Source organism: Candidatus Mycobacterium wuenschmannii, assembly GCF_030252325.1.
Taxonomy (GTDB): domain Bacteria; phylum Actinomycetota; class Actinomycetes; order Mycobacteriales; family Mycobacteriaceae; genus Mycobacterium; species Mycobacterium wuenschmannii.
The window spans coordinates 5,056,058-5,078,481 of record NZ_CP126981.1 but is presented as its reverse complement, the minus strand read 5'-3'; the positions used below and the strand labels follow the sequence as shown (position 1 = coordinate 5,078,481).

Here is a 22,424-nt window from a genome sequence, read left to right as displayed (position 1 = left end):
GCCTCAGCGAAGAGGGCCCTATGCCGAATGAACCTGTGCTCGATCAAGTCGACAAGCTGCAACGCTCGAGCCGCGACAAGACCACGCTGCCGGCGGTGCTGTCGAAGTGGATGTCGACCGTGCTCGCGGACGGCGTTACGCCGGAGATCACCGTGGAGAGCGGCATCGACTCGACCGGCATGTCGTCCGAGACGATCATCCTGACCGCCCGCTGGGAGGAAGACGGCACACCGGTCACCCAGAAACTGGTGGCGCGGGTCGCGCCGACCGCCGAGGACGTGCAGGTGTTCCCGACCTACCGACTCGATCACCAATTCGACGTCATCCGCAAGGTCGGCGAGATCACCGACGTCCCGGTGCCACGCGTGCGCTGGCTGGAACCGTCCGGTGAGGTGCTCGGGACGCCGTTCTTCCTGATGGACTACGTCGAGGGTGAAGTGCCGCCGGACGTCATGCCCTACACCTTCGGCGGCAACTGGTTCGCCGACGCCCCGAACGAAAAGCAGCGCGAACTCCAGGACGCGACGGTCGAGGTGCTGGCCAAGCTGCACTCGATTCCGAACGCGGAGAAGGCCTTTGGCTTTCTCGTCGACGAACAGCACGGTGACACCGCCCTGCGCAAGCACTTCAATTGGGTGAAGTCCTGGTACGACTTCGCGGTGCCCGACATCGGCCGGTCACCGCTGCTGGAGCGGACGTTCACCTGGCTGGAGGAGAACTGGCCGACGGAGGCGGACGCCGGCACGCCGGCGCTGCTGTGGGGCGATGCACGCGTGGGCAACGTGCTGTACCGCGACTTTCACCCGGTCGCCGTGCTGGACTGGGAAATGGTGACGCTCGGCCCGCGTGAGCTCGACGTCGCGTGGATGATCTTTGCGCACATGGTCTTTCAGGAGCTGGCCGGCCTAGCGACGCTGGAAGGCCTGCCGGGTGTCATGCGCGAAGAGGACGTCCGCGACACCTACAAGCAGCTGACCGGGGTCGAGATCGGCGACCTGCATTGGTTTTACGTGTACTCGGGCGTGATGTGGGCGTGCGTGTTCATGCGCACCGGCGCACGACGGGTGCACTTCGGCGAGACCGAGAGGCCCGACAGCGTCGAATCGCTGTTCTACCACTCAGGATTGATGAAGCGTCTCATCGGAGAGGATCAGTAAATGCCGCATGCACTGGGCCCGCTCGACGAGTTCCCGGTACACCAGGTTCCCCAGCCCATCGCGTGGCCGGGTTCCTCGGACCGCAACTTCTACGACCGTTCCTACTTCAACGCCCACGACCGCACGGGCGACATCTTCGTCATCAGCGGCATCGGCTACTACCCCAACCTCGGGGTGAAGGACGCCTTCCTGCTCATCCGGCGCGGCGACACCCAGACCGCGGTGCACCTCTCCGACGCCATCGACCAGGACCGGCTGAACCAGCACGTCAACGGCTACCGCGTCGAGGTCATCGACCCGCTGCACAAGCTGCGCATCACCCTCGACGAAACCGAAGGAATCGCAGCCGATCTCACCTGGGAGGGCCTGTTCGACGTCGTCCAGGAGCAGCCGCACCTGATGCGTTCCGGCACCCGGGTGACGCTGGACGCCCAGCGCTTTGCCCAGCTCGGCAGTTGGAGCGGCCGGATCGTGGTAGACGGCAAGGAGATTCCGGTCGACCCGAAGACGTGGATCGGCAGCCGCGACCGGTCCTGGGGCATCCGGCCGATCGGTGAGGCCGAGCCCGCCGGCCGGCCCGCCGACCCGCCGTTCGAGGGCATGTGGTGGCTGTACGTGCCGATCGCCTTCCAGGACTTCGCGATCGTGCTGATCATCCAGGAGGCGCCGGACGGGTTCCGCTCGCTCAACGACTGCACCCGGATCTGGCGCGACGGCCGCGTCGAGCAGTTGGGCTGGCCGCGCGTCAAGATCCACTACCGCTCGGGCACCCGCATCCCCACCGGCGCGACGATCGACGCCACCCGGCCCGACGGCACGCCGGTGCACTTCGACGTCGAATCCAAGCTGCCGGTGCCGATTCACGTCGGTGGCGGATACGGCGGCGACTCGGACTGGCTGCACGGCGTGTGGAAGGGCGAGAAGTTCACCGAGCGGCTGACCTACGACATGAACGACCCGGCGATCATCGGGCGGTCGGGCTTCGGGGTGATCGATCACGTCGGGCGCGCGGTGTGCCGCGACGGTGACGCGGAGCCGGTCGAGGGCTGGGGCCTCTACGAGCACGGCGCGCTGGGGCGCCACGACCCGTCCGGCTTCGCAGACTGGTTAACGGTTGCGCCCTAACGCAATTCGTCGATGATCGCGGCCAGCGTCTGCAGGCCGATCGGCGCCGCCTGATACAGGCACACGGTGTCGGCAACGCCGTCGACACGGTCCCTGATGTGCCGGGCCACATCGGTGGGTGTGCCGCAGGCGGCGATGGTGTGCAGGACTTCGTCGGTGATCAGACCGCCCATGTCCGCCCAGCGGCCCTGTTTGGACAGTGCATTCAGTTCGGGTTGCAGATCCTCCCAGCCGTGCGCGGCCAGCACCGGACGATAGGCGGGCGTCGAGCCGTAGAACGCCAGCAGCGCCCGGGTCCGTGCGTGGGCCGCCTCGAGTTCGGCGTCGGATTCGCCTGCAGAGACGATGATTTCGGGCAGCACGGTGAGGTCGCCGGTGCCGCGTCCGGCGGCCTGCAGACCCTCGCGCACGATCGGCATGGTGTGCTCGTGCAGGAATCGCTTGGAGCCGAACGGCATCACCAGCAGGCCGTCGGCGTGCTCTGCGACTGCGCGGGTCAGCCGCGGCCCCAGGGCGCCGACGTAGATCGGTGGCGGGCCGTAGGGATTGGGGCCGGGGTTGAAGGTCGGCGTCATCAGCGTGTGCCGGTAGTAGTCGCCGCGAAAATCCAGGCGCTCACCGGAGTGCCAGGCCGCGAAGATGGCTCGCAACGCGGCGATCAACTCGGTCATCCGGGCCACCGGCTTGTCGAAGTCGGCGCCGAACCGCTTCTCGATCTGCGCGCGGACCTGGGTCCCCAGACCGAGAACAAACCGGCCCGAGCTCAGCAACTGATGGTCGTAGGCCTGGTGGGCCAGATGAATCGGGTTGCGCGGGAACGCGATCGCGACATTGGTCATCAGCTCGAGATCGGGGACGGTCGCCGCCAGCGTCAGCGGTGCGAACACGTCGTGCGGGCCTTCGAAGGTGGCCACGCCGCCGGCGCCGGCATCGCGAAGCTCCCGCGCGCGCTCGGCTGCGTCGGTCAGGCCATACAAAGCTGTGAAGACTTTCACCGGGCCGCCTTACGACGATGCGGGCGGTTCGACCGCCCGAGGAGGAGTGAGGCTGGAGAACCCTGACATTACGCAGCGGCGATGGGGTTGACTTAAGGGCATGCCTGATGCCACCTGGACTGCAGACGTCGTCGTCGTGGGCGCCGGTTTCGCCGGCCTCACCGCCGCCCGTGAACTGGCCCAACGCGGTCACGACGTGCTCGTTCTCGAGGGCCGTGACCGCGTCGGCGGACGCTCCTACACCGGTCAGGTCGCCGGCGTCCCGGTGGACATGGGCGGCACGTTCGTCGGCCCGACGCAGGACGCGGTGCTCAAGCTCGCCGCGGATCTGGGCATCACGACCATCCCGACCTACGACGAGGGAGCCAACCTCATCCGGTGGCGCGGCGCGGTGCGGTCCTACCGCGGCACCATCCCGCGGCTGTCGCTGGGCGGTCTGCTCGACCTCGGCCGTGTCCGTTGGCAATTCGAGCGCATCGCCAAGACCGTCCCGCTCACCGAGCCGTGGACCGCACGGCACGCCGCCCGGCTGGACAGCATGTCGCTGGGCCAGTGGTTGCGATCGGTGCGCGCCGGCAGCACGACCCGTAATCTGCTGGCCATCATGGCGCGGGTGACGTGGGGCTGCGAACCCGACGACGTGTCGATGTTGCACGCCGCCCGCTACGCCCGCGCGGCCGGTGGGCTGGACCGGATGCTGGACGTCGAGAACGGCGCCCAGCAGGACCGGTTCGCGGCCGGCACCCAGCACATCGCCGACACCGCAGCGGCCGAACTCGGCGACCGTGTGGTGCTGCAATCACCCGTCCAGCGCATCGAGTACCGCGACGGCGGTGTGACTGTCACCAGCGAAAAGGGCCGAGCAGATGCGAAATTCGTCATCGTCGCCGTGCCGCCCGAGCACTGGAGTGTCATCGAGTTCAGCCCCGCGCTGTCCGCCGAGCACGGGCAGTTGCCCGCCCGGTGGCCGCAGGGCCGGCTGAGCAAGGCCTACGTCGCCTATGCCACCCCCTTCTGGCGCGAACAGGGCTACTCCGGCGAATCGCTGTCCGACACCGGTCCGGTGTTCATCACGTTTGACGTCAGCCCGGACCCCGGTGGGCCGGGAATCCTGTTGGGATTCGTCGACTCTCGCGAGTTCGACACGCAGCCAGCGGAGCAGCGACGGGAACGTGCCCTGGATTGCTTCGCGGCGTTGTTCGGCGAGCAGGCGCGCGCGCCGATCGACTACGTCGATCATCGTTGGGGGGCAGAGGAATTCGCGCCCGGCGGTCCGACCGCAGCGGTGCCGCCCGGCGCGTGGACCCGGTTCGGGCCCTTGTTGCGACGCCCGATCGGACCGATCCACTGGGCCGGCACCGAAACCGCCGACGAGTGGACCGGCTTCCTCGACGGCGCGGTGCGTTCCGGGCAGCGTGCCGCCGACGAGGTCGCCTCGCGCTTGTAAGCGCGACGCCTATGAGCTGATGCGCCTGCTACCGGCGGTCGATGCGGCCAGTGCGCGCAGTTCGCGGTTGACCTCCATCGGCCGCTCCAGCATCGAGCAGTGACCGCCCGGCAATTCCACCAGGCCGGCTAAATTCGGTGCCGCAGCGGCGATCCGGCGCGATTGAACCATCGGCGTCAGGCGGTCCCGCTGGCTGCCGATCACCAGGGTCGGCACGGTCAGACCGCTGAGATCGATGTGCCGTCGTCCCATCGCGCTGGCGAGCGCCTTGCCGCAACCGCCACGGCCCGCAGGCGAAGTGGCACTGAACAATTCGTAGATCAACGAGCCCACGGCGCGGTCCGCGTCCGCGCCGACCGCGAGCATCGCCACCATTTCACGGCTGAGCCGCCCGACCCCTGGCGGGACCGTGAACGAACCGAACGCGTTGATCAATGTGCGCCCACCGAAGATCCGCGCCGCCGCCAGCGGCGGGGGCACCGACAGCAGTCGCACCTCGCGCAGGAGGTCACCGGTCGTGGTGTTGATCAGCGCGACGGCATCTGCGCGTGCCTGCACTCGGTGGCGGTAGTGGTCGGACCAGGCGGCGACCGCCATGCCGCCCATCGAATGCCCGGCGACGACGGCGCGCTCTCCCGGCTTCACCGTGGCGTCGAGAACCGCGTCGATGTCGGCGGCCAGGTGATTGAGGCTGTATCCACCCCGGCGCGGCCGTTCGCTACGGCCATGTCCGCGGTGGTCGAACGCGATCACGCGGTAATCCTGGGCCAGATCGGCAATTTGGTAGGCCCACACGCGAATTGCGCAGGTGATGCCGTGCGCGAGCACGATCGGATAACCGTCCTCGGGACCGAAAACTTCGGTGTGCAACCGGGTTCCGTCCGCGGATCGCACGGGCACGGTGCGACTAGGCGGCAAAGCCACGGGCAGGGACTGCTGCGCGCGGGCCGTTCGCAGAGAACTCATAGCGCTCCCCTCATGCGCGGCAACGTCGCCGCGCCCGGAGAGCGTATCCGAGCGCGCCGCCCGGTGTCTGTCGAAAACTGACCCCGACGACATTTTTCCGGTCGTCCTGGGGTTTAGCGACGCCTCCTCAGCGGTATGCCCGCTCCGGTCGCAGGGCAGACATCCGATTTTGAATCGTCGTGATACGCGGCGGTCATAGACTCTCCCCAGCAGGCAAATCGGCAACCGAGGAGCGGAGAACAGATGAGCACCATCGAGGCGGATGCAGCGACGCACACCTTCGAGAGCGACGTGGCCGAGACGCAGGCCTACATGGACAGCGCCCGCTTCGACGGCATCACCCGCCTGTATTCCGCCCGCCAGGTTGCCGAGCAGCGCGGCACGATTCCGTCGGACTACATCGTCGCCCGCGAAGCCGCCGAGGCGTTCTATCCCCGACTCCGCGAATTGTTCGCCCAGAAGAAGAGCATCACCACCTTCGGCCCGTATTCGCCCGGGCAGGCGGTGACGATGAAGCGGATGGGGATAGAAGGCATCTATCTCGGCGGTTGGGCCACCTCGGCCAAGGGCTCGATCAGCGAAGACCCCGGGCCCGACCTGGCCAGCTACCCCCTGTCCCAGGTGCCGGACGAGGCCGCCGGCCTGGTGCGGGCGCTGCTGACCGCCGACCGCAACCAGCAGTACCTGCGGTTACGGATGAGCGATGAGCAGCGCGAGCGGACACCGGCGGTCGACTACCGACCGTTCATCATCGCCGACGCCGACACCGGTCACGGTGGTGATCCGCACGTCCGCAACCTGGTCAAACGCTTCGTCGAGGCCGGCGTTCCGGGCTATCACATCGAGGACCAGCGTCCGGGCACCAAGAAGTGCGGCCACCAGGGCGGCAAGGTGCTGGTGCCGTCGGACGAGCAGATTAAGCGACTCAACACCGCGCGCTTCCAGCTCGACATCATGCGGGTGCCGGGCATTATCGTGGCCCGCACCGACGCCGAAGCCGCCAATCTGCTCGACAGCCGCGCCGACGAACGCGACCAACCGTTCCTGCTGGGGACGACGAATCTCAAGATCCCGTCGTACAAGTCGTGCTTCCTGGCGATGGTGCGACGCTTCTACGAGTCTGGGTTCACCGAGCTCAACGGGCATCTGCTCTACGCCCTGCCGGACGAGCAATACGCCGCCGCCGACGCCTGGCTGGAGCGCAACGGTGTCGTGGAGCTGATCGCGAACGCCGCGGCGTCGCCGGACCACGCGCAGAAGTCGATCGACGCCGTGTTCGACGAGATCGAGTCGAAGTTCGTCGACGCTTGGCAGCTCGACGCCGGCTTGATGACCTACGGCGAGGCCGTCGCCGAGTTGCTCGAATTCAACGCCAACGACGGCGAATCCAGCGATATGAGCGCCGACGAGTGGCGGGCGTTCGCCCAACGGGCCCCGATGTACACCGCCCAGCAGAAGGCAAAGGAGCTCGGCCTGAACGTCGCGTGGGACTGCGAGCTGGCCAAGACCCCGGAGGGTTACTACCAGATCCGTGGCGGCATCCCCTATGCGATCGCCAAATCCCTTGCCGCAGCGCCGTTTGCGGACCTGCTCTGGATGGAAACCAAGACGGCGGACCTGGTCGACGCCCGCGAGTTCGCCGAAGCCATCCACGCCGAGTACCCGGACCAGATGCTGGCCTACAACCTGTCCCCGTCGTTCAACTGGGACACCACCGGCATGACCGACGACGAAATGCGGGCGTTCCCTGAGGAACTCGGCAAGATGGGCTTCGTTTTCAACTTCATCACCTACGGCGGCCACCAGATCGACGGTGTGGCCTCCGAGGAGTTCGCGACGTCCCTGCGGCAGGAGGGCATGCTCGCGCTGGCTCGTCTGCAACGCAAGATGCGGCTGGTCGAATCCCCTTACCGCACACCGCAAACGCTGGTCGGCGGGCCGCGCAGCGACGCCGCGCTGGCCGCGTCGTCCGGTCGCACCGCCACGACTAAGGCGATGGGTGAGGGATCGACCCAGCATCAGCACCTGGTGCAGACCGAGGTGCCGAAGAAGCTGCTGGAAGAGTGGCTGGCGCTGTGGGGCGACCACTACAAGATCGGCGAGACGCTGACCGTGCGGCTGCGCCCCCGGCGCGCCGGCTCGGACGTGCTGGACCTGGGCATCTACGGTGACAACGCCGACGAGCCGCTGGCCAACGTGGTCGTCGACCCGATCAAGGACCGGCACGGGCGCAACATCCTCACGGTGCGCGACCAGAACACGTTCGCCGAGAAGATGCGGCAGAAGCGGCTGATGGACGTCATCCACCTGTGGCTGATCCACCGGTTCAAGCCGGAGATCGTCTACTACGTGACGCCGACCGAGGACAACATCTACCAGACCGAAAAGATGAAGTCGCACGGCATTTTCAGCAACGTGTACCAGGAGGTCGGCGAGATCATCGTCGCCGATGTGAACCAGCCACGGATCGACGAGCTGCTGGCATCTGATCGCGAAGCGCTGAAAAAGCTGATCGCCAAGCAGGACTAGCCGCTGCACGAGTGTGAATCTGGCGACGCTACACCGGCGTGTCGCGTCGTCAGATTCACATTCAGCTAGCCAACCAGCTCGGGATGGAACTTCGCCGCCATGCGGCGGAGTCCCTCCTGCCAGTCGACGGTGCCGGCACCGACCAGTTCGTGCATCCGCGACACGTCGGTGGGGTTGCCGCGCAACGCTTGTGGGCTTTCCTCGAACACCGGGTCCTTGCCGACTAGAGAACCGAGGTAGCGACACCAGTCCTGCAGGCTGACCGTTTGGTCGCCACACCAGTTGACCGTCGTCGCCGGCACCGACGCCGCGGCGAGCAGCTTCGGAATCGTCGCGATGATGTCGTCCTCGTGAATGGGGTTGTAACTGGCCGCATCTCCGGCGGGCACCGGGATCGGGATGCCGGCCAGCATCATCTCCATGTGATAGAACGGCCAGCCGCCGTTGTCGCCATAGGGCACGTTCAGCCGGGCGATGACCGTCGGCACCCCGAGCGCCCGGGCCATGGTCCGGGCGACCACCTCTCCGGCGATCTTCGAGATGGAGTAGGTCGGAAACAGTGGCTTGTGGTTGTCTCCCAACGCCGCCCGCTCGGTGCGCGGCTCATCGCCCGGGGGGTCGTAAACGGCGGCCGACGAGCAGTGCAGGAACGCTTGCGCACCGCGGCAGTGCGCCATCAGCAGGCCGACCGATTCGGCGTTGGCGCCGAGGTCCTTGTCCCAGTCGCCGCTCTTCGCGACGGCCAGGTTGAGCACGTAGTCGAAATCGGTTGGCAAATCACCGAACTCACCGGCGGCAAGGTTGACCGTCTCACACCGGACGCCCGCGCCCTCGAGATCCTCGCGAGCCGCGGCGTTGGTGAACCGGGCGATGCCCCACACCTCGTTGTCGGCCGCCAACGCCTTGGCGATGGGAACGGCAACCTGTCCAGTGGGGCCGGTGATCAGGATCTTGCTGCCGCGCATGGGTCTCTCCTCTGTCAGGCCGTTGACGAAATCCTACTGCTACGACCGTTCACCAAAACGGCGATCGCGCCCAACAGCGTCGCGCCGAGCACCGCCGCGGCGACGACGATCGTCAACGGCGCCGCCGCCGATACGGCGACGGCGATAACCCAGCCGATGCAGCCACCGATCACCGCGACGCCGCCGATCTCCGGCCAGCGGTAGCCGTGAATCCAGCGGAAGGCGAGCAGCGGCGCCAGTAAAGTCATCGACCCCACCAGCGCCATCACCGCCACCCGTACGGTCACGGGCGCGGTGATGTGGGTGCCCAGGGTCGTCGCCACGCTCAGCGCGCCGAGCGGAGCGGCCAGCAGGCTGGTCTGTAACACGCTGAGCCAGTTGGCCGTTCGAGCGTTCGCTGCCGACAGCTGCTGTAGGCGCAACTCGGTGAGCTTCTGCGCCTCGCCCACCCGTTCACGACACGACTGCAGATACGCGATCTCGTGACCCGCCTGGCCGTCGAGCCATTCGGCGAGTTTCTGTTCTCGGGCGAAGAACGACTGCGCGATCGCCGTCGACTCGATCTGGGCGGGCTCGTTGGCGCGCAGGTTGTGCGCGGCGATCTCCACGGTCTGGCGCAAATCGCGCAGGTGGGTGATCGAAATCAGCAGCCCGGCCGCATCGCCCTGCGCACGACCCAGCCGACTCTGCGCGTCGATCAGTTCGTCGGCCCCCGCACCGGCGGCCTCGAATCGTTGGTGCAGCGCGAACAATTCGGCGAGGCCGTCGTCCAGTGCGCGCTCCTGTCGGCGCAACTCGTCGATGTCCTGCTTGAACACGCTCGCCTCGTAGCGAAGCTTGCTGGCGTGCATGAAATAACGCACCAACTGCCCGGCGTCCTCACGGGTGCCGCTGATCGAGCACCACGACTCGGCGGTGGCAATGGCGGCGGTGGCCGCGAGTCCCACCACCCGCGATCCCCAGCCGAACTCCTTGGTCCACAACGTGATTCCCGGCTCGACCAGGGCGGAAGACTCCAGTCCCACCTCGTCGCCCAGCGCAGACGCGACCGCCTCCGGCCGGTCTGCCGCCAATTGGTCTGCGGCGCCGAGGAATACCTCGACGACACCCATCAAGTCGCCGAAGGATCCGGGATCAAATGCGGCACGCCAGCTTTCGGACAGCTCGGCCCAGCCGTCGTTGCCACTCGCACTCAATCGGACGACGATTCCCACCACGTCATGGGCGACGAAGGCGATTGCGCTGTCAGAGCCCTCGACCCCGGCCTTGCCGGCAACGACGCGGAAGAACACGTCGCCGTCCGGTAGCTCGTCAGGCAGGTCGATCGGTACGCCCGTATCGAGCGGCTGCGAGATACGGACCTGCCCCGCAGCCGCCCAGGCGGCCGTCAGACCCTCTGCGCGATAACCGGTTTCGGGTTTGAGTCGGGCGAATACCAACACATGCAGTGCCTGATCGGTGATCGCCACCGTCACCGTGTTCCGCCCTTGTCAACGAGCCGGTCGACGGTGCGATTGGCAAGCTCCACCAGCTCATTGGGCGCAAAGGTGGTCGCGGGTCGGACCGGCCATGCGACTGGTCCGCCCGCATCGACGAAATGCGCCGGCGGCGGATGGTGTCGCTGGGATCGCCGACGCACCACGATGACGACAACGGCGAGCACCACCGCAGCAGCCGCGAGCAGACCGACCGCGACGGAAGTCCCGCCACTGCTGGTCGGTTGGGTCGGCGTCTCGATCGGACTCGCCGACGTCGGGCCAGTCGGCGACGTCGCTCCCGTGTGGGACGACGACGTGGACTGCGGGTGCGGAGCGCTGCTGTGCTCTGTGGAGCTCAGCAGGCCCAGGACAGCGATCGTCACCAGCACGACGACGGCCGCTAGACCTGCGCCCAGCCATATCCGGCCGGCTCCGGCGGGTCGGGCGGGGGCCATCGGTGGCGGGGCGCCGTGAATCGGCGGCGGGGCGGGCAGTGGCGCGTCAGCAACCGGCGAGGCGCCCGTTATGGGGAAGTCCTCGCGGTAGCGCGGCGTCAGGCCGAAGCGCTGCAATTCGTCCAGCGCCGCACGCAGGGCATCGGCGTCGTTGGTGTCCACGGCAAGGTTCGTGGCGGCGAGGGTCCGTTCCACGGCCGGCCAATGCTCGGGCGGCAGCGTGACCTGACTGACGCTGCTGAGCGTCAACGCGGTCTCCTCGACCAGTTCGGCCGGCAAGCCTGCAGCCATGGCGGGATATTACGTCCGCCTCGGGTGGCTGCACACGGAAATCTCGGCTAGCTTGAAACAAACAAGTACACCGATCGGTTTACTATCGACGAACGACGAGATTCCCCGATCCGATAGGAGCGAAACACCATGTCAACCGTCCTCGTTACCGGAGCCGGCCGCGGGATCGGCCGTGCGATCACCGAAGAGTTCATCCGCCGCGGCCATCGCGTGATTGGCACCGCCCGCAAGACGGATTCGCTAGACGGGCTTGACCTCGCCCAGAAGCTGGCGCTCGACGTCACCGACGACGCGAGCGTGCGCGCCGCATTCGAGGCCGCCGGCGACGTCGACGTCGTGGTCGTCAACCCCGCCGAGATCTTCTACGCCGCGGTGGAAGCGATTCCTCTCGACGAGTTGCAACGCCTGTTCAACCTGAACACCGTCGGCGCGCTGCGCGTCGCACAAGCGGCGTTGCCGGGCATGCGGGCGCGCGGCGAGGGCAAGCTGCTGTTCATGTCGAGCGTCGCCGGGCGGGTCACGCTGCCACTCGGGGCGGCTTACGCGTCGACGAAATGGGCGCTGGAGGCGCTCGTCGAAGCCCTCGCGATCGAAGCCGGCCCGCTCGGCATCCAGCCCGGGCTGCTGCAGCCCGGCGCCGTCAGTTCGGGGGCGCTGGACAACGTGACGACCTACACGCTTCAGGACGACCCCTACGCGGGGGTGGCCGGCGACGACGAGTTGCGCGGCCTGATGATCACACCCGAGCAGGTCGCGGCGGAGATCGCCGACGCCGCCGAGAAACCGCAACTGCCGCTGCGCATTCCGATCGGTGACGCCGCCCGCGCGGTGCTGGCCGCGCGGCACGCCGCCCCGGACGACGTGCCTTTCGTCCCCGGAGGTTAAGCCCGCATCTCGTAAGCGCCGTCGTAGGCCCGCACCTGCTCCCACACCCGGTCGAACCGGTCGGAGTCGGTGGCGGGCCTGCGCACGGCCGCCAGCGCCCAATCCTGTTGCGCCGGTTTCGCGCTCGACTTCCCGTGCAGCGCCACGGCGTACTGGGAGAAGTCGCGGATCTGGACTTCGAAGATCTGGTCCACCAGGTCGTGGTCGAGCCCGATCAAGTCGGCCTGCTCGAGGATCAGCTGGCCGTAGACCACCAACGTGAACAGGTGACCGACGACGAGCAGGAAGTCGAGATCCTTCATCTGCTCGGGATCGGGCGCCGCCGTCAGCAGTAGGTCCTTGAGCGCGCGGGCCTGCTCGTAGAACACCCCGACGTTCGGAATGGCAGCGTGCTCGTCGTAAACCTTTGTCCAGTCGGCGAATTGCACCTTGGACGCACCGCGCGCCGGCCCCTGCGCCCAGAAGAACGTGTCGTCGGCCGGGTCGTTGCGGGTGCCGATCTCGGGATACTCCGCCGGGTTGAGCATGAAGTTCGGCATGAACTTCAGGATCTGCGCGACGTTGACGTGCACAGTGCCCTCGAGTCGGGGCAGCGCCCCGATCAGGCGGGCCACCTCGCAGAAGTAAGTGTTCTTCTCGAATCCCTTGGCGGCCAGCACATCCCACAGCAGCGTGACCACGGCCTCGCCCTCGGAGGTCACCTTGGATTTGGTCACCGGGTTGAACAACAGGTAGCGCCGGTCGTCGAGGCTGGCGCTGCGGAAGTAGTCGATCGCGCGATCGCTGAACAGCTTCATCGCGATGATCCGCGCGTAGGCCTCGACGAAGCTGGCCTGCACGTGCTTGAAGTCGGTGACCGGGTTGCCGTACAGGATGCGGTTGTTGGCGTGGGTGATCGCCTCGTAGAAAGCGTGCTCGCACATGCCGATCGAGCCGGAGCACAGGTTGAACTTGCCGACGTTGACGGTGTTGAGCGCGGCCGAGAATGCCTCCGGCCCGGTGCACAGGATGTCCTCTTCGTGCACCGGATAGTCGTTGAGCCGGAAGTTGCTGACGAACATCTGGCCGTGCACGACGTTGTCGATCAGCTCGTAGTTCTCGTGCGCGCTGTCGGCGACGAACCAGATGTAGCCGTCGGCGCCGTCGACGTCGGTGCGGCGGGAGAACACCGACACCATGCCGGCGACGTTGCCGTTGCCGATGTAGTACTTCTCCCCCGATGCCCGGAACACCACCCCTTCGTCGTCATCCTTCGCCGGTGTGAGCAATAGGTCGGTGTTGTAGATGTCGGCGCCGTGCTCGCGCTCCGACAGCGCGAAGGCCATCACGCCACCCGCCTCGAGTTGGGCCGCCGCCCGCTCCTTGGCTTTGATGTTGTCGCTCTGCCAGATCGGCCCGAGGCCCAGGATCGTCACCTGCTCGGCGTACCAATATGAGAGTCCGTAGAACCCGAAGATCTCGCTCAGCGCGGCGTTGCGCGAGGTGTCCCAGCGCTTGTTCGGGTCGCCGCCGCCATACTCCGACGGGGTGAGGAAGGTCGCGAAGACCTTCTCCTGCTTGATGAAGTCGAGGAAGTCCGACACCCACGTCGCCTCGAGGTCGTCGCGCAGCAGCCTGACCTTGCCGCGGCCCTCGAACCAGTCGATCACCGCTTTGAGCTGGCGTTTGGTTTCCGGGTCGAAGTGCGTCGGGTCATAGGTGTTCGGATCGAAAAGCAGTCCCATGGGCGTCGAATCTAGCTTCACGACGATGCGGGCCGCCAGCGGTCTGAGGAAGAGTGGAGCGATCGGACCTACTTTGCGGATCTCGAGAAGCTAACGATTGGGCGATCAGGCGGCGTGGGGGCAAGACAGTGCTGGTCACCCGTGTTGTCGTGGAACGCATGTCCTTTTACCTGCCAAGCACCCGACGCGTCGCCGTCGCTGCAGCGGCCTGCGGGACGCTGCTCGCGATCGGCGCACCCCTGGCCGCTGCCGACCCCACCACCGACGCCCTCGGTTTCGTCAACTCCACCGCTCGTTGCGCCGCGCCCAATACCGCGGTCGCCTTCGGCGCAACGGCCGAATCCCGGGTCGCGATCTGCAAGAGCCCGGCCGGCCAGTTCGGCTATCACGGCGTGCGGGTCAGCGACGGCGCCAAGCTGATCGCCGCCGCTACCGCCGATGCCGACGGTAGCTACGTCGCCAAACAGGACGGCGTCACCTACACGGTGAACTCCAATGCGCTGGTGGTCAGCGACGCCAGCGGGGTGATCCGCCGCGAGCCGATGACCTCGTACCACGGGCCCAAGACGACACAGGCCCCCGCCGGTACGACGCCGAACCCGGCCGCGAAACCTCAGGCTCCGGCGGCCTCGCCGTCGGCGACGGCACCGAGTCCGACGGCGCCGCTGCCGCCTCCGCTACCCGCCGAAGTCGGTGGCGGTAAGCGTTAACGCTGCGCCGCAACCGAAATCGACTGGCTCACCGTGTAACTGTCGATACCTTCGATCCCGAGTTCGCGGCCGTAGCCACTGGCCTTGACGCCGCCGAACGGTGCCGCGGGATCCATGATGTAGCCCTCGTTGACGCCGAAAGTGCCGGACCGCACCCGCGCCGCGACGCCGATTCCGCGATCGGTGTCGGCGGTGAACACCGAACCGGCAAGCCCATATTCGGTGTCGTTGGCGATCCGCAGGGCGTCGTCCTCGTCGCGGTAGGAGATGACGGTCAGCACCGGGCCGAAGATCTCCTCGCGGGCGATCCGCATGTCGTTGTTTGCCCCGCTGAACAGCGTGGGGCGCACGTACCATCCGGTGTCCAGACCGTCGGGCATCTCGGCTCCGCCGACGACCAGCCTGGCTCCCTCGCTGGCGCCCGATTCGATGTAGCCGCGCACGCGCTCTTGCTGGCGCTGAGCCACCAGCGGACCGATCTGCGTGTGGGGATCGGACGGGTCGCCGACCGACATCTCCGACATTCCCGCGGCCAGCGCGTCGACGAACTCCGCCTCGCGGGCCTCCGGCACCAGGATGCGACTCAGCGCGTTGCAGACCTGTCCGCTGTTGGCCAGGCTGGCCATCTGGATTCCCGCCGCCACCGCGGCCGGGTCCGCGTCGTCGAGCACGATGGCCGCCGACTTGCCACCCAATTCGAGACTGACCTGCTTGAGTCCCTGCGCGCAGGCGATCGCCACCTGGCGACCCGCCGCGGTGGAACCGGTGAACGACACCTTGTCGACGCCGTCGTGGCTGACGAGTTGCTCGCCGACGTCGCGACCGCCGGGCACCACGTTCAGTACGCCGGGGGGCAGGTCGGCCTCGGCGACCAGTTCCGCGAGCAACTGTGCGTCGAGCACCGACTCGGGTGCGGGCTTGAGCACCACCGTGCACCCCGCCAACAGCGCCGGCACCACCTTTGTGACGGTCAGAAACTGGGGCATGTTCCACGGCACGATCGCCGCGACGACCCCAACCGGCTGCTTGAGGATCCGAATGTCCTTGCCGTACAAGCCCGGACGGTCCTGCTGCCACGGGTAACTTCCGGCGATGCCACAAAACGCCGACATCATCATCATCGGCAGGCCGACCTGCGCCCGTTTGGCGAAGGAGATCGGCGCGCCGATCTCGGCGGAGATGAGCGCCGCCATGTCCGGTCGCCGCTCCTTGTAGACGCCGGCCAGTCGACCGATCGCCTCGATCCGCTCAGCGGGCTGCAGCCGCGGCCACGGTCCGGTGTCGAACGCAGCGCGCGCCGCCTGCACCGCACGGTCGACATCGGCCGGACCCGCACACGCCGCGCGACCGATTTCGTCCCCGCTGTGCGGGGATACGACCGTGATGACCGAATCACTCTGCGCCGCAGACCACTTGCCGTCGATGAAGAGCTGGTCCCGTTGGTACATCTGGTCCTCTCAGGTGTTGCGGCCGCCGTTGACGCCGAGGATCTGGCCGGTGATGTAGCCGGCCTCTTCGGAGATGAAGAAGGCGCATGCCGCGGCGATGTCCTCGGGCCGACCTACCCGGCGCACCGGGGTGCGGTCGATGTGGTCCTCGACGGTTCCGCCGAGTTGGTGCTTGCTCTCGGCTCCGCGCAGCATCGGGGTGTCCACGAAGCCGGGCGGCACGGCGTTGACGGTGATGCCCTTGGGCCCGTATTCCAGTGCCAGCGACTTGGTCAGGCCGTTCACCGCGGATTTCGCGGCGACATAGTGCGCCATCAACTGCTGGCCGGAGTGCGTGCTGGACGACGAGATGTTGACAATGCGCCCCCACCCCGCCTCGACCATGTCCGGCAGCACCGCCTGGGTGGTATGGAAGACGCCGTTGAGGTTGACGTCGATCACCTTGGACCATTCCGCGAAGCTGATCTTGGAGAACTTCTGGAAACCCGTCATCCCGGCCGAATTGACCAGTACCAGAACGGGACCGAGTTGTTGACGGACGGCCGCGATCGCGGCGTCGACCTGATCGCGGTCGGTGACGTCGACGACGCGGCCGAACTCGTCGTCGGATGGCGTCAGGTCGAGCACGGCCACTTGAAAGCCGTCGGCCCGAAGGCGTTTGGTGATCGCGCGACCAATACCCGAGGCACCGCCAGTGACGACCGCCGTCTTCAACCCTCGACCCACTTTCCTGAGCGACTGCCCAAACCAGTCATGCCTATCATTCCCCGTCGTTTATGGTCAAGCCCATGGACAGGCCCCCGTTTCGCTTCGCCGTGCAGGCGACCAACGCGGCAGGCGGACGCGAATGGCGCGACACCGTTCGCGAAGTCGAAGACCTCGGCTACTCAACGCTTTTCCTCGCCGACCACTACCTGGGCCCGGGACCCGCGCAGAAAGTGGCCCGCTCGCCGCGTCAGGACCTCGCACCGATCGCGGCCATGGCCGCGGCCGCCGCTGTCACCGAGACGTTGCGGATCGGCTGCCGGGTGTTCTGCATCGACTATCACGTGCCCGCCGTCCTGGCGAAGGAGACCGCGACTCTGGACCTGCTGTCCGACGGGCGCCTGGAACTGGGCATCGGCGCCGGGTGGAGTGAAACCGAATACAACGCAATGGGTTTGACGTTCGACCGGCCGGGCCGGCGGATGGAGAAGCTGGCCGAGGCAATCGGGCTGATCAAGGCGCACTGGGCCGGTGGACAGATCGAGTACGCCGGCAGGCAGGTGCAGGTCCGCGGCTACGCCGGAACCCCACGACCGGTGCAGCAGCCGCACCCGCCGATCATGATCGGCGGTGGCGGTCCGCGGATGCTGAAGTTCGCCGGTCGCGAGGCCGACATCGTCAGCATGTCCAGCGTGCCGTTCGTCGCGCGCGATGCCGACGGCCGCGACCCGCAGACCGTCGCGCGGCACCGCATGGAGGCCGTGCGGGCCGCCGCCGGCGAGCGGTTCGGCCGACTGGAGATCGAGGGCTCGCCCTACTTCACCGCGATCACCGACGATCCCGAGGGTGCGCTCGCCAAAGCGGCAGCGTCGACCGGCATTTCGGCCGATGTGCTGCGCGACCACCCCAACGTGCTGGTAGGCCCGTTGGAAACCGTTGTGGACCTGCTCTTTTCGCGACGGGAAGCGCTCGGCGTCAACTACGTCACCGTGCAGCAGTCCCAGATCAGGTCCTTCGCACCGGTCGTCGCGCAACTGACGGGCCGCTAAGCCTTGACCGCCGTGCGCGGACGGTGTAACGATGGGACGACTAATTGGGCGATCGCTCAAACACTGCGGACGCCGATACGGGGAGCGAGACGACTGAATGCCCAAGCGGACGAGATTCAGCGAGTACCAGAACAGCTACGCCAACTACCAGTTCGAACTCACCGACGATGGAATCCTGTTCATGCAGTGCCACACCAACGGCGACAGCCTGGTGTGGAGCTGGAAGGCGCACGACGAGATGTCCGACGCATTCGCCGACATCGCCGGGGACCGCGAGATCAAGGTGCTCATCCATACCGGCACCGGTGAGAACTACAACGCCAACTGGGGCCGCCTACCTAACGGCGAACCGCCCGAGCACCCCATCTATCAGGCCATGCCCGACGACCGTGGGACACATAAGCTCGACGAAAAGGCTTGGTATGCACGTCATCTCATCTTCAACGTGCTTGACGTCGATGTACCGATGATCAGTGCGGTCAACGGTCCGTGCAACATGCACTCCGAGGTGCCGATCATGGGCGATATCGTGCTGGCCTCCGAGGACGCCTACTTCCAGGACGCCTCACACTTCCCGCGTGGGCAGGTGCCCGGCGACGGTCAACACGTGATCTGGAGCGTGCTCGCGGGGCACAACCGCGCACGCTACTTCCTGCTCACGGGCCAGAAGGTCAGCGCACAGGAAGCCAAGGAGTGGGGCGTGGTCAACGAGGTGCTGCCCAAGGACAAGTTGTTGGACCGGGCCTGGGACCACGCGCGTGAGCTGATCAAGCGACCGCCGCTGACATTGCGATACACGCGGCAACTGTTCACCAACCCGCTCAAGCGGGCCTTCGTCAACGAGCTCGGCCACGGCCTGGGCCGAGAAACCTACGCGCAGCGCGTGTTCTTCCCGTTCGGTGGCGAGATGGCGCCGCTTGACAGGGCCTGGGACCAGGAGCCCTGGAGCACCGCGCCGAACGGTGCAACGGCACAAGAAGGAGCCCACTCATGACCAGCATCCAGCAGCGGTTATCGACCGGGCGCGGCAAGTTCACCACCGACTACCCCGAACTTGGCACTGCACCGGTCAATTACGAGGACTCCATCTCACCGGAGTTCTTCGCTGCCGAGCGCGAGGCAGTGTTCAAGCGAAACTGGTTGTGCGTCGGGCGAATCGAGCGACTGCCGCGCAAGGGCTCCTACTTCACCCGCGATCTGCCCGGCCGGTTGGCGTCAATCGTGATCGCCCGCGACGCAGGCGACACCGTGCATGCATTCCACAACGTCTGCGCCCACCGCGGCAACAAGGTGGTCTGGCAAGAACATCCGGGTGAGGAGTCCTCGGGTAACTGCCGGGCATTCTCCTGCAAGTACCACGGCTGGCGCTACGGGTTGGACGGCAAGGTCAACCACATCACCAACGAAGGTGAGTTCTTCAACCTCGACAAGGACTCGCTGCGGATGCCGCCGGTGCACTGCGAGGTGTGGGCTGGCTTCATCTTCGTCAACCTCGCCGAAGACCCGGCCCCGCTCCGCGAATTCCTGGGTGACGGATTGCTGGGCATCGAGGCCTATCCGTTCGACAAGATGACCCAGCACTACGGGTTCTCCACCCGGATCAACGGCAACTGGAAGCTCGCCGTCGACTCGGTGTGCGAGTGGTACCACCCGCCTTACGTGCACGGCCGCTTCATCGACCCGGACGTCGCCAAGGCCGAGATGATGGTGCCGCCGGTCGACTCGTACCACTACGACCTGTTCCGGCCGCACATGCTCACCTCGGTGCCCGGCCCGCCACCGCTGCCGGCCCGCGAACCCGGCACCGCGGGTCCGGCGCGTCAGGACCAGCGCTGGGTCTACAAGCTATTCCGCGCAGGCCTTTTCGGGCCCGACGACGTTCCGGACATCGGTATCGACGAATCTGCCGACTTCTTGAACCGCGGCGGAATCGCCTCCTGGGGCAACGACCAGTTCTGGGTGTTCCCGAACATCTCCATCCAGCTCTGGGCCCGCAACTACTACATCACCTACACCTATTGGCCCGAGACGGTCGACACGCACATCTACGAAATCGACCTGTATTTTGTGCCACCCGCCGACGCCGCCGATCGGCTGGCGCAGGAGTTGGTGGTGGACAGCACGATCGAGTTCGCCATGCAGGACGTCAACACCATCGAGGCCACCCACTCCGCGCTCAAGACTCGGGCGCAGAACACCTTTCACCTCAGCGACCAGGAGTTGCTGATCCGGCAGTTCCACACCGTCATCCGCGACACCGTCGGGGCGTACGAGTCCGCGAAGGAAGTCTGATGTCTCTGCCCCAAGGGTTTTCCGACCTCGAACCGTTCGTCGCCGACTGGGCGCTGCCGACCCGGGCGCAGCGCTACGAAGCACGGCTGTCGAAACCGTTCGACGAGCTGGTCGCGTTCTACGACGCGATCGCACCGCGCGCCGAGGAGGCCGTCGGCTATCTCAACGGACTCGACATCGACGACCTACCCGAGGACGCTGCGACGCTGCTGCACCTGCTGTATTCGATGATCCTGGTCTCCTACGCGGTCAACGTGTTCAAGCAGAACCGCATCCCGGACTCGGGTGCCGCCTTCTTCGAGATGGTCGCCGAACCCGCGGTGTGATAGGACCGAACCCGTGACCGCATCCACCAGACCCAAGGCTCGCGACACCACGACGCGCGACATGCTGATCGCCGCGACGAGCCAGATCATGGTCGAAGAGGGCTACGCCGCGGCCACCTCGCGCCGGGTCGCGGCGCAGGCCGGGGTCAAGCCCGCCCTGGTGCACTACTACTTCCCCACCATGGACGAGCTGTATCTCGCGGTGTTCCGGATCGGCGCCACGGGATACCTGGAGAGTCAGCAGAAGGCGCTCGCCTCCGACCGGCCGCTGCACGCGTTCTGGGATACCCTCGTCGCGCCCAAGGACACCCGGTTGCTGTTGGAGTTCATCGGACTTGCCAACCACCGCAAGGAAATCCGTGCGGAAATCGCGGCCTGGTCCGAACGCTGGCGCGAACAACAGATCACCGCGCTCAACTTCATCGTTCGCGAACACGACCTGGATCCCGACGACTTCCCGCCGGCCGCGCTGGCGTTCGTGATCGCCGCGATCGGCCGCACTCTGATCCTCGAAGAAGGTCTCGGCTCCAACGGCGGTCATGACGAGGCGATCGCGCTGGTGAACCGATTCCTGGATAAGTTCGAGATGCCCCAGCCGAAAGCCCGTCGCGGCTAGGGCAGGACGATCCGCAGCTTCTCCCAGCCACGCACGGTGGATGTCGATGCGAGTTGTGCCGTCTCGTAGTCGATGTCCCACTCCGGCCAGCGGTTGAGCATCTCGTCGAGCGCGACGCGGCCCTCCAACCGGGCGAGGTTCGCGCCCAGGCAGTAGTGCACGCCCTTGCCGAACGTGATGTGCGAGATGTTGTCCCGGTGGATGTTGAAGCGGTCCGGGTCGGTGTAGCGGCGGGGGTCGCGGTTCGCGGCACCGAACAGCAGGAGCATCGCGCTGCCAGCTGGAATGGTAGTGCCGTAGATCTCGAAATCCTTTGCCATCCAACGGGCTACGTGTGGGCCGGTGGGCTCGAAGCGCAGCGTCTCGTCGACGGTCCGGTTCAGTAGCGACCGATCGCGGTCGATGTCGCGGCGCTGTTCGGGGTGCTCGGCGAGCACCTTGGCCAGCCAGCCGATCAGCCGGCCCGTGGTCTCGTTGCCGGCGCCCGCGACCACCTGGGTGTAGTGCAGCACCTCTTTGCGGGTCAGCTTGCGGCGCACCCCGTTCTCGTCGTCGAACTCGACGTTGAGCAGGTTGGTCATCAGGTCGTCGGACGGGTTCTTGGACCGCCACTCGACGTAATCGGCGTAGATCCGGCCGTCGGCGATCGAGTCGGCGTTGGCGACCCTCAGCGGTGCGCCGGGCTTGGTGCGCAGGTTGGCATCGTTGGCATCGCGAACCGAGATCTGTTCGGACTCAGGGATTCCCAGCAGCATACCGATCACCCGCATCGGCATCATCGAGGCCAACTCGGCGATGATGTCGAAGCCGTCCGACCCCACCAGCGGGTCCAGACACTTGACGCAGTACTGCCGGATCTGGTCTTCGATCTCGGCCATCCGGCGCGGGGTGAACACCCGCGACATCAGCCCGCGCAGCATCGTGTGCTCCGGTGGATCCTGGAACATCATCACGCCGCGGGGCATGTCGAACTCGGACTTCACCAACTCGAGGATGTCGCTGCGACGGTTGGAGAAGACCTCCCAGTTCGACAGACCCCTCTCGACGTCGGAATGCCGTGAGATCGCCCAGAAGTCGTACTGCTCGTTGTAGTACAGCGGCGCTTCGTCGCGCAGTCGCGCATACGTCGGATACGGGTCGTTGTTGATCGCGGTGTCGTACGGGTCGTAATAGACGTCCGTCTCGGGTGCGGCAGTCATGGAACCCTCCAGCGGCACTTATTGGGCGATCGCCCAATTTTGGGCGCACGCCATGTCTAGCA

At 66.5% G+C, this 22,424-nt stretch carries 20 protein-coding genes; 11 read left to right on the top strand and 9 right to left on the bottom strand.

The window, feature by feature from the left end; all coding sequences use genetic code 11:
• Window positions 1-20 precede the first annotated feature (20 nt).
• Together PT015_RS24495 and PT015_RS24490 are read left to right on the top strand one after the other, a co-directional pair.
• The gene (locus PT015_RS24495; RefSeq protein WP_285187899.1) at window positions 21-1,157 is read left to right on the top strand and encodes a phosphotransferase family protein; all 1,137 of its coding nucleotides are present in this window, start codon (window positions 21-23) and stop codon (window positions 1,155-1,157) included.
• Window positions 1,158-2,282, top strand: coding sequence for a hypothetical protein (locus tag PT015_RS24490; RefSeq protein ID WP_285187897.1), 1,125 nt, complete (start codon window positions 1,158-1,160; stop codon window positions 2,280-2,282).
• Here PT015_RS24490 and PT015_RS24485 read toward each other — a convergent pair.
• Entirely contained in the window at window positions 2,279-3,277 is a 999-nt protein-coding gene (locus PT015_RS24485; protein WP_285187895.1) for a TIGR03617 family F420-dependent LLM class oxidoreductase, read from the bottom strand. The two genes, PT015_RS24490 and PT015_RS24485, sit on opposite strands and share 4 nt — an antisense overlap.
• 100 nt (window positions 3,278-3,377) lie before the next feature.
• On the opposite strand from PT015_RS24485, the gene PT015_RS24480 reads away from it, so the two are divergent.
• Entirely contained in the window at window positions 3,378-4,724 is a 1,347-nt protein-coding gene (locus PT015_RS24480; RefSeq protein WP_285187894.1) for a flavin monoamine oxidase family protein, read from the top strand.
• 9 nt (window positions 4,725-4,733) lie between these two features.
• On the opposite strand, the gene PT015_RS24475 is transcribed toward PT015_RS24480, so the two are convergent.
• Window positions 4,734-5,690, bottom strand: coding sequence for an alpha/beta fold hydrolase (locus PT015_RS24475; protein ID WP_285187893.1), 957 nt, complete (start codon window positions 5,688-5,690; stop codon window positions 4,734-4,736).
• 243 nt (window positions 5,691-5,933) lie between these two features.
• On the opposite strand from PT015_RS24475, the gene aceA reads away from it, so the two are divergent.
• Window positions 5,934-8,219 (top strand): isocitrate lyase ICL2, encoded by a 2,286-nt coding sequence (gene aceA, locus PT015_RS24470; RefSeq protein WP_285187892.1) that lies wholly within the window; start codon window positions 5,934-5,936, stop codon window positions 8,217-8,219.
• A gap of 65 nt (window positions 8,220-8,284) precedes the next feature.
• Here aceA and PT015_RS24465 read toward each other — a convergent pair whose 3' ends face one another.
• The 3 genes from PT015_RS24465 to PT015_RS24455 are packed head-to-tail and all read right to left on the bottom strand — an operon-like array spanning window position 8,285 to window position 11,408.
• Window positions 8,285-9,184, bottom strand: coding sequence for an NAD-dependent epimerase/dehydratase family protein (locus PT015_RS24465; RefSeq protein ID WP_285187891.1), 900 nt, complete (start codon window positions 9,182-9,184; stop codon window positions 8,285-8,287).
• Between the two features lie 14 nt (window positions 9,185-9,198).
• Window positions 9,199-10,653, bottom strand: coding sequence for a CATRA conflict system CASPASE/TPR repeat-associated protein (locus tag PT015_RS24460; protein ID WP_285187889.1), 1,455 nt, complete (start codon window positions 10,651-10,653; stop codon window positions 9,199-9,201).
• A 2-nt stretch (window positions 10,654-10,655) separates the two neighbouring features.
• Complete coding sequence (locus PT015_RS24455) at window positions 10,656-11,408, bottom strand: CATRA system-associated protein (protein ID WP_285187887.1); 753 nt, start codon at window positions 11,406-11,408, stop codon at window positions 10,656-10,658.
• A gap of 129 nt (window positions 11,409-11,537) precedes the next feature.
• On the opposite strand from PT015_RS24455, the gene PT015_RS24450 reads away from it, so the two are divergent.
• Window positions 11,538-12,293, top strand: a complete 756-nt coding sequence (locus PT015_RS24450; protein ID WP_285187885.1) for an SDR family NAD(P)-dependent oxidoreductase — start codon at window positions 11,538-11,540, stop codon at window positions 12,291-12,293.
• On the opposite strand, the gene PT015_RS24445 is transcribed toward PT015_RS24450, so the two are convergent.
• Window positions 12,290-14,017 carry an acyl-CoA dehydrogenase family protein gene (locus PT015_RS24445; RefSeq protein ID WP_285187883.1) on the bottom strand — a complete coding sequence of 576 codons (1,728 nt, stop codon included), beginning with the start codon at window positions 14,015-14,017 and terminating at the stop codon, window positions 12,290-12,292. The genes PT015_RS24450 and PT015_RS24445 overlap by 4 nt on opposite strands.
• Window positions 14,018-14,175: 158 nt before the next feature.
• Here PT015_RS24445 and PT015_RS24440 point away from each other — a divergent pair, with 158 nt between their 5' ends.
• Window positions 14,176-14,727, top strand: a complete 552-nt coding sequence (locus tag PT015_RS24440) for a hypothetical protein (RefSeq protein ID WP_285187881.1) — start codon at window positions 14,176-14,178, stop codon at window positions 14,725-14,727.
• Here the strand turns inward: PT015_RS24440 and PT015_RS24435 are convergent.
• Window positions 14,724-16,175 carry an aldehyde dehydrogenase gene (locus PT015_RS24435; protein ID WP_285187879.1) on the bottom strand — a complete coding sequence of 484 codons (1,452 nt, stop codon included), beginning with the start codon at window positions 16,173-16,175 and terminating at the stop codon, window positions 14,724-14,726. The genes PT015_RS24440 and PT015_RS24435 overlap by 4 nt on opposite strands.
• Before the next feature lie 9 nt (window positions 16,176-16,184).
• A complete protein-coding gene (locus PT015_RS24430; protein ID WP_285187877.1) occupies window positions 16,185-16,889 on the bottom strand; it encodes an SDR family NAD(P)-dependent oxidoreductase in 705 nt (234 codons plus the stop codon).
• Between the two features lie 74 nt (window positions 16,890-16,963).
• Here PT015_RS24430 and PT015_RS24425 point away from each other — a divergent pair, with 74 nt between their 5' ends.
• The 5 genes from PT015_RS24425 to PT015_RS24405 all read left to right on the top strand — a co-directional run bounded on the left by PT015_RS24425 (window position 16,964) and on the right by PT015_RS24405 (window position 21,163).
• Window positions 16,964-17,929 (top strand): TIGR03621 family F420-dependent LLM class oxidoreductase, encoded by a 966-nt coding sequence (locus PT015_RS24425; RefSeq protein ID WP_285187876.1) that lies wholly within the window; start codon window positions 16,964-16,966, stop codon window positions 17,927-17,929.
• Window positions 17,930-18,026: 97 nt separating this feature from the next.
• Window positions 18,027-18,923 carry an enoyl-CoA hydratase/isomerase family protein gene (locus PT015_RS24420; protein WP_285187875.1) on the top strand — a complete coding sequence of 299 codons (897 nt, stop codon included), beginning with the start codon at window positions 18,027-18,029 and terminating at the stop codon, window positions 18,921-18,923.
• Window positions 18,920-20,221 (top strand): aromatic ring-hydroxylating oxygenase subunit alpha, encoded by a 1,302-nt coding sequence (locus PT015_RS24415; RefSeq protein WP_285187874.1) that lies wholly within the window; start codon window positions 18,920-18,922, stop codon window positions 20,219-20,221. Before PT015_RS24420 ends, PT015_RS24415 begins: the two co-directional genes overlap by 4 nt.
• On the top strand, window positions 20,221-20,547 hold the full coding sequence (locus tag PT015_RS24410; protein ID WP_285187873.1) for a hypothetical protein: 327 nt from the start codon (window positions 20,221-20,223) through the stop codon (window positions 20,545-20,547). The genes PT015_RS24415 and PT015_RS24410 overlap by 1 nt, the downstream gene beginning before the upstream one ends.
• A 61-nt stretch (window positions 20,548-20,608) precedes the next feature.
• Window positions 20,609-21,163: a TetR/AcrR family transcriptional regulator gene (locus tag PT015_RS24405; RefSeq protein ID WP_285191265.1), complete on the top strand. Its 555-nt coding sequence runs from the start codon at window positions 20,609-20,611 to the stop codon at window positions 21,161-21,163.
• On the opposite strand, the gene PT015_RS24400 is transcribed toward PT015_RS24405, so the two are convergent.
• Complete coding sequence (locus PT015_RS24400) at window positions 21,160-22,362, bottom strand: cytochrome P450 (RefSeq protein ID WP_285187872.1); 1,203 nt, start codon at window positions 22,360-22,362, stop codon at window positions 21,160-21,162. The genes PT015_RS24405 and PT015_RS24400 overlap by 4 nt on opposite strands.
• Window positions 22,363-22,424 lie beyond the last annotated feature (62 nt).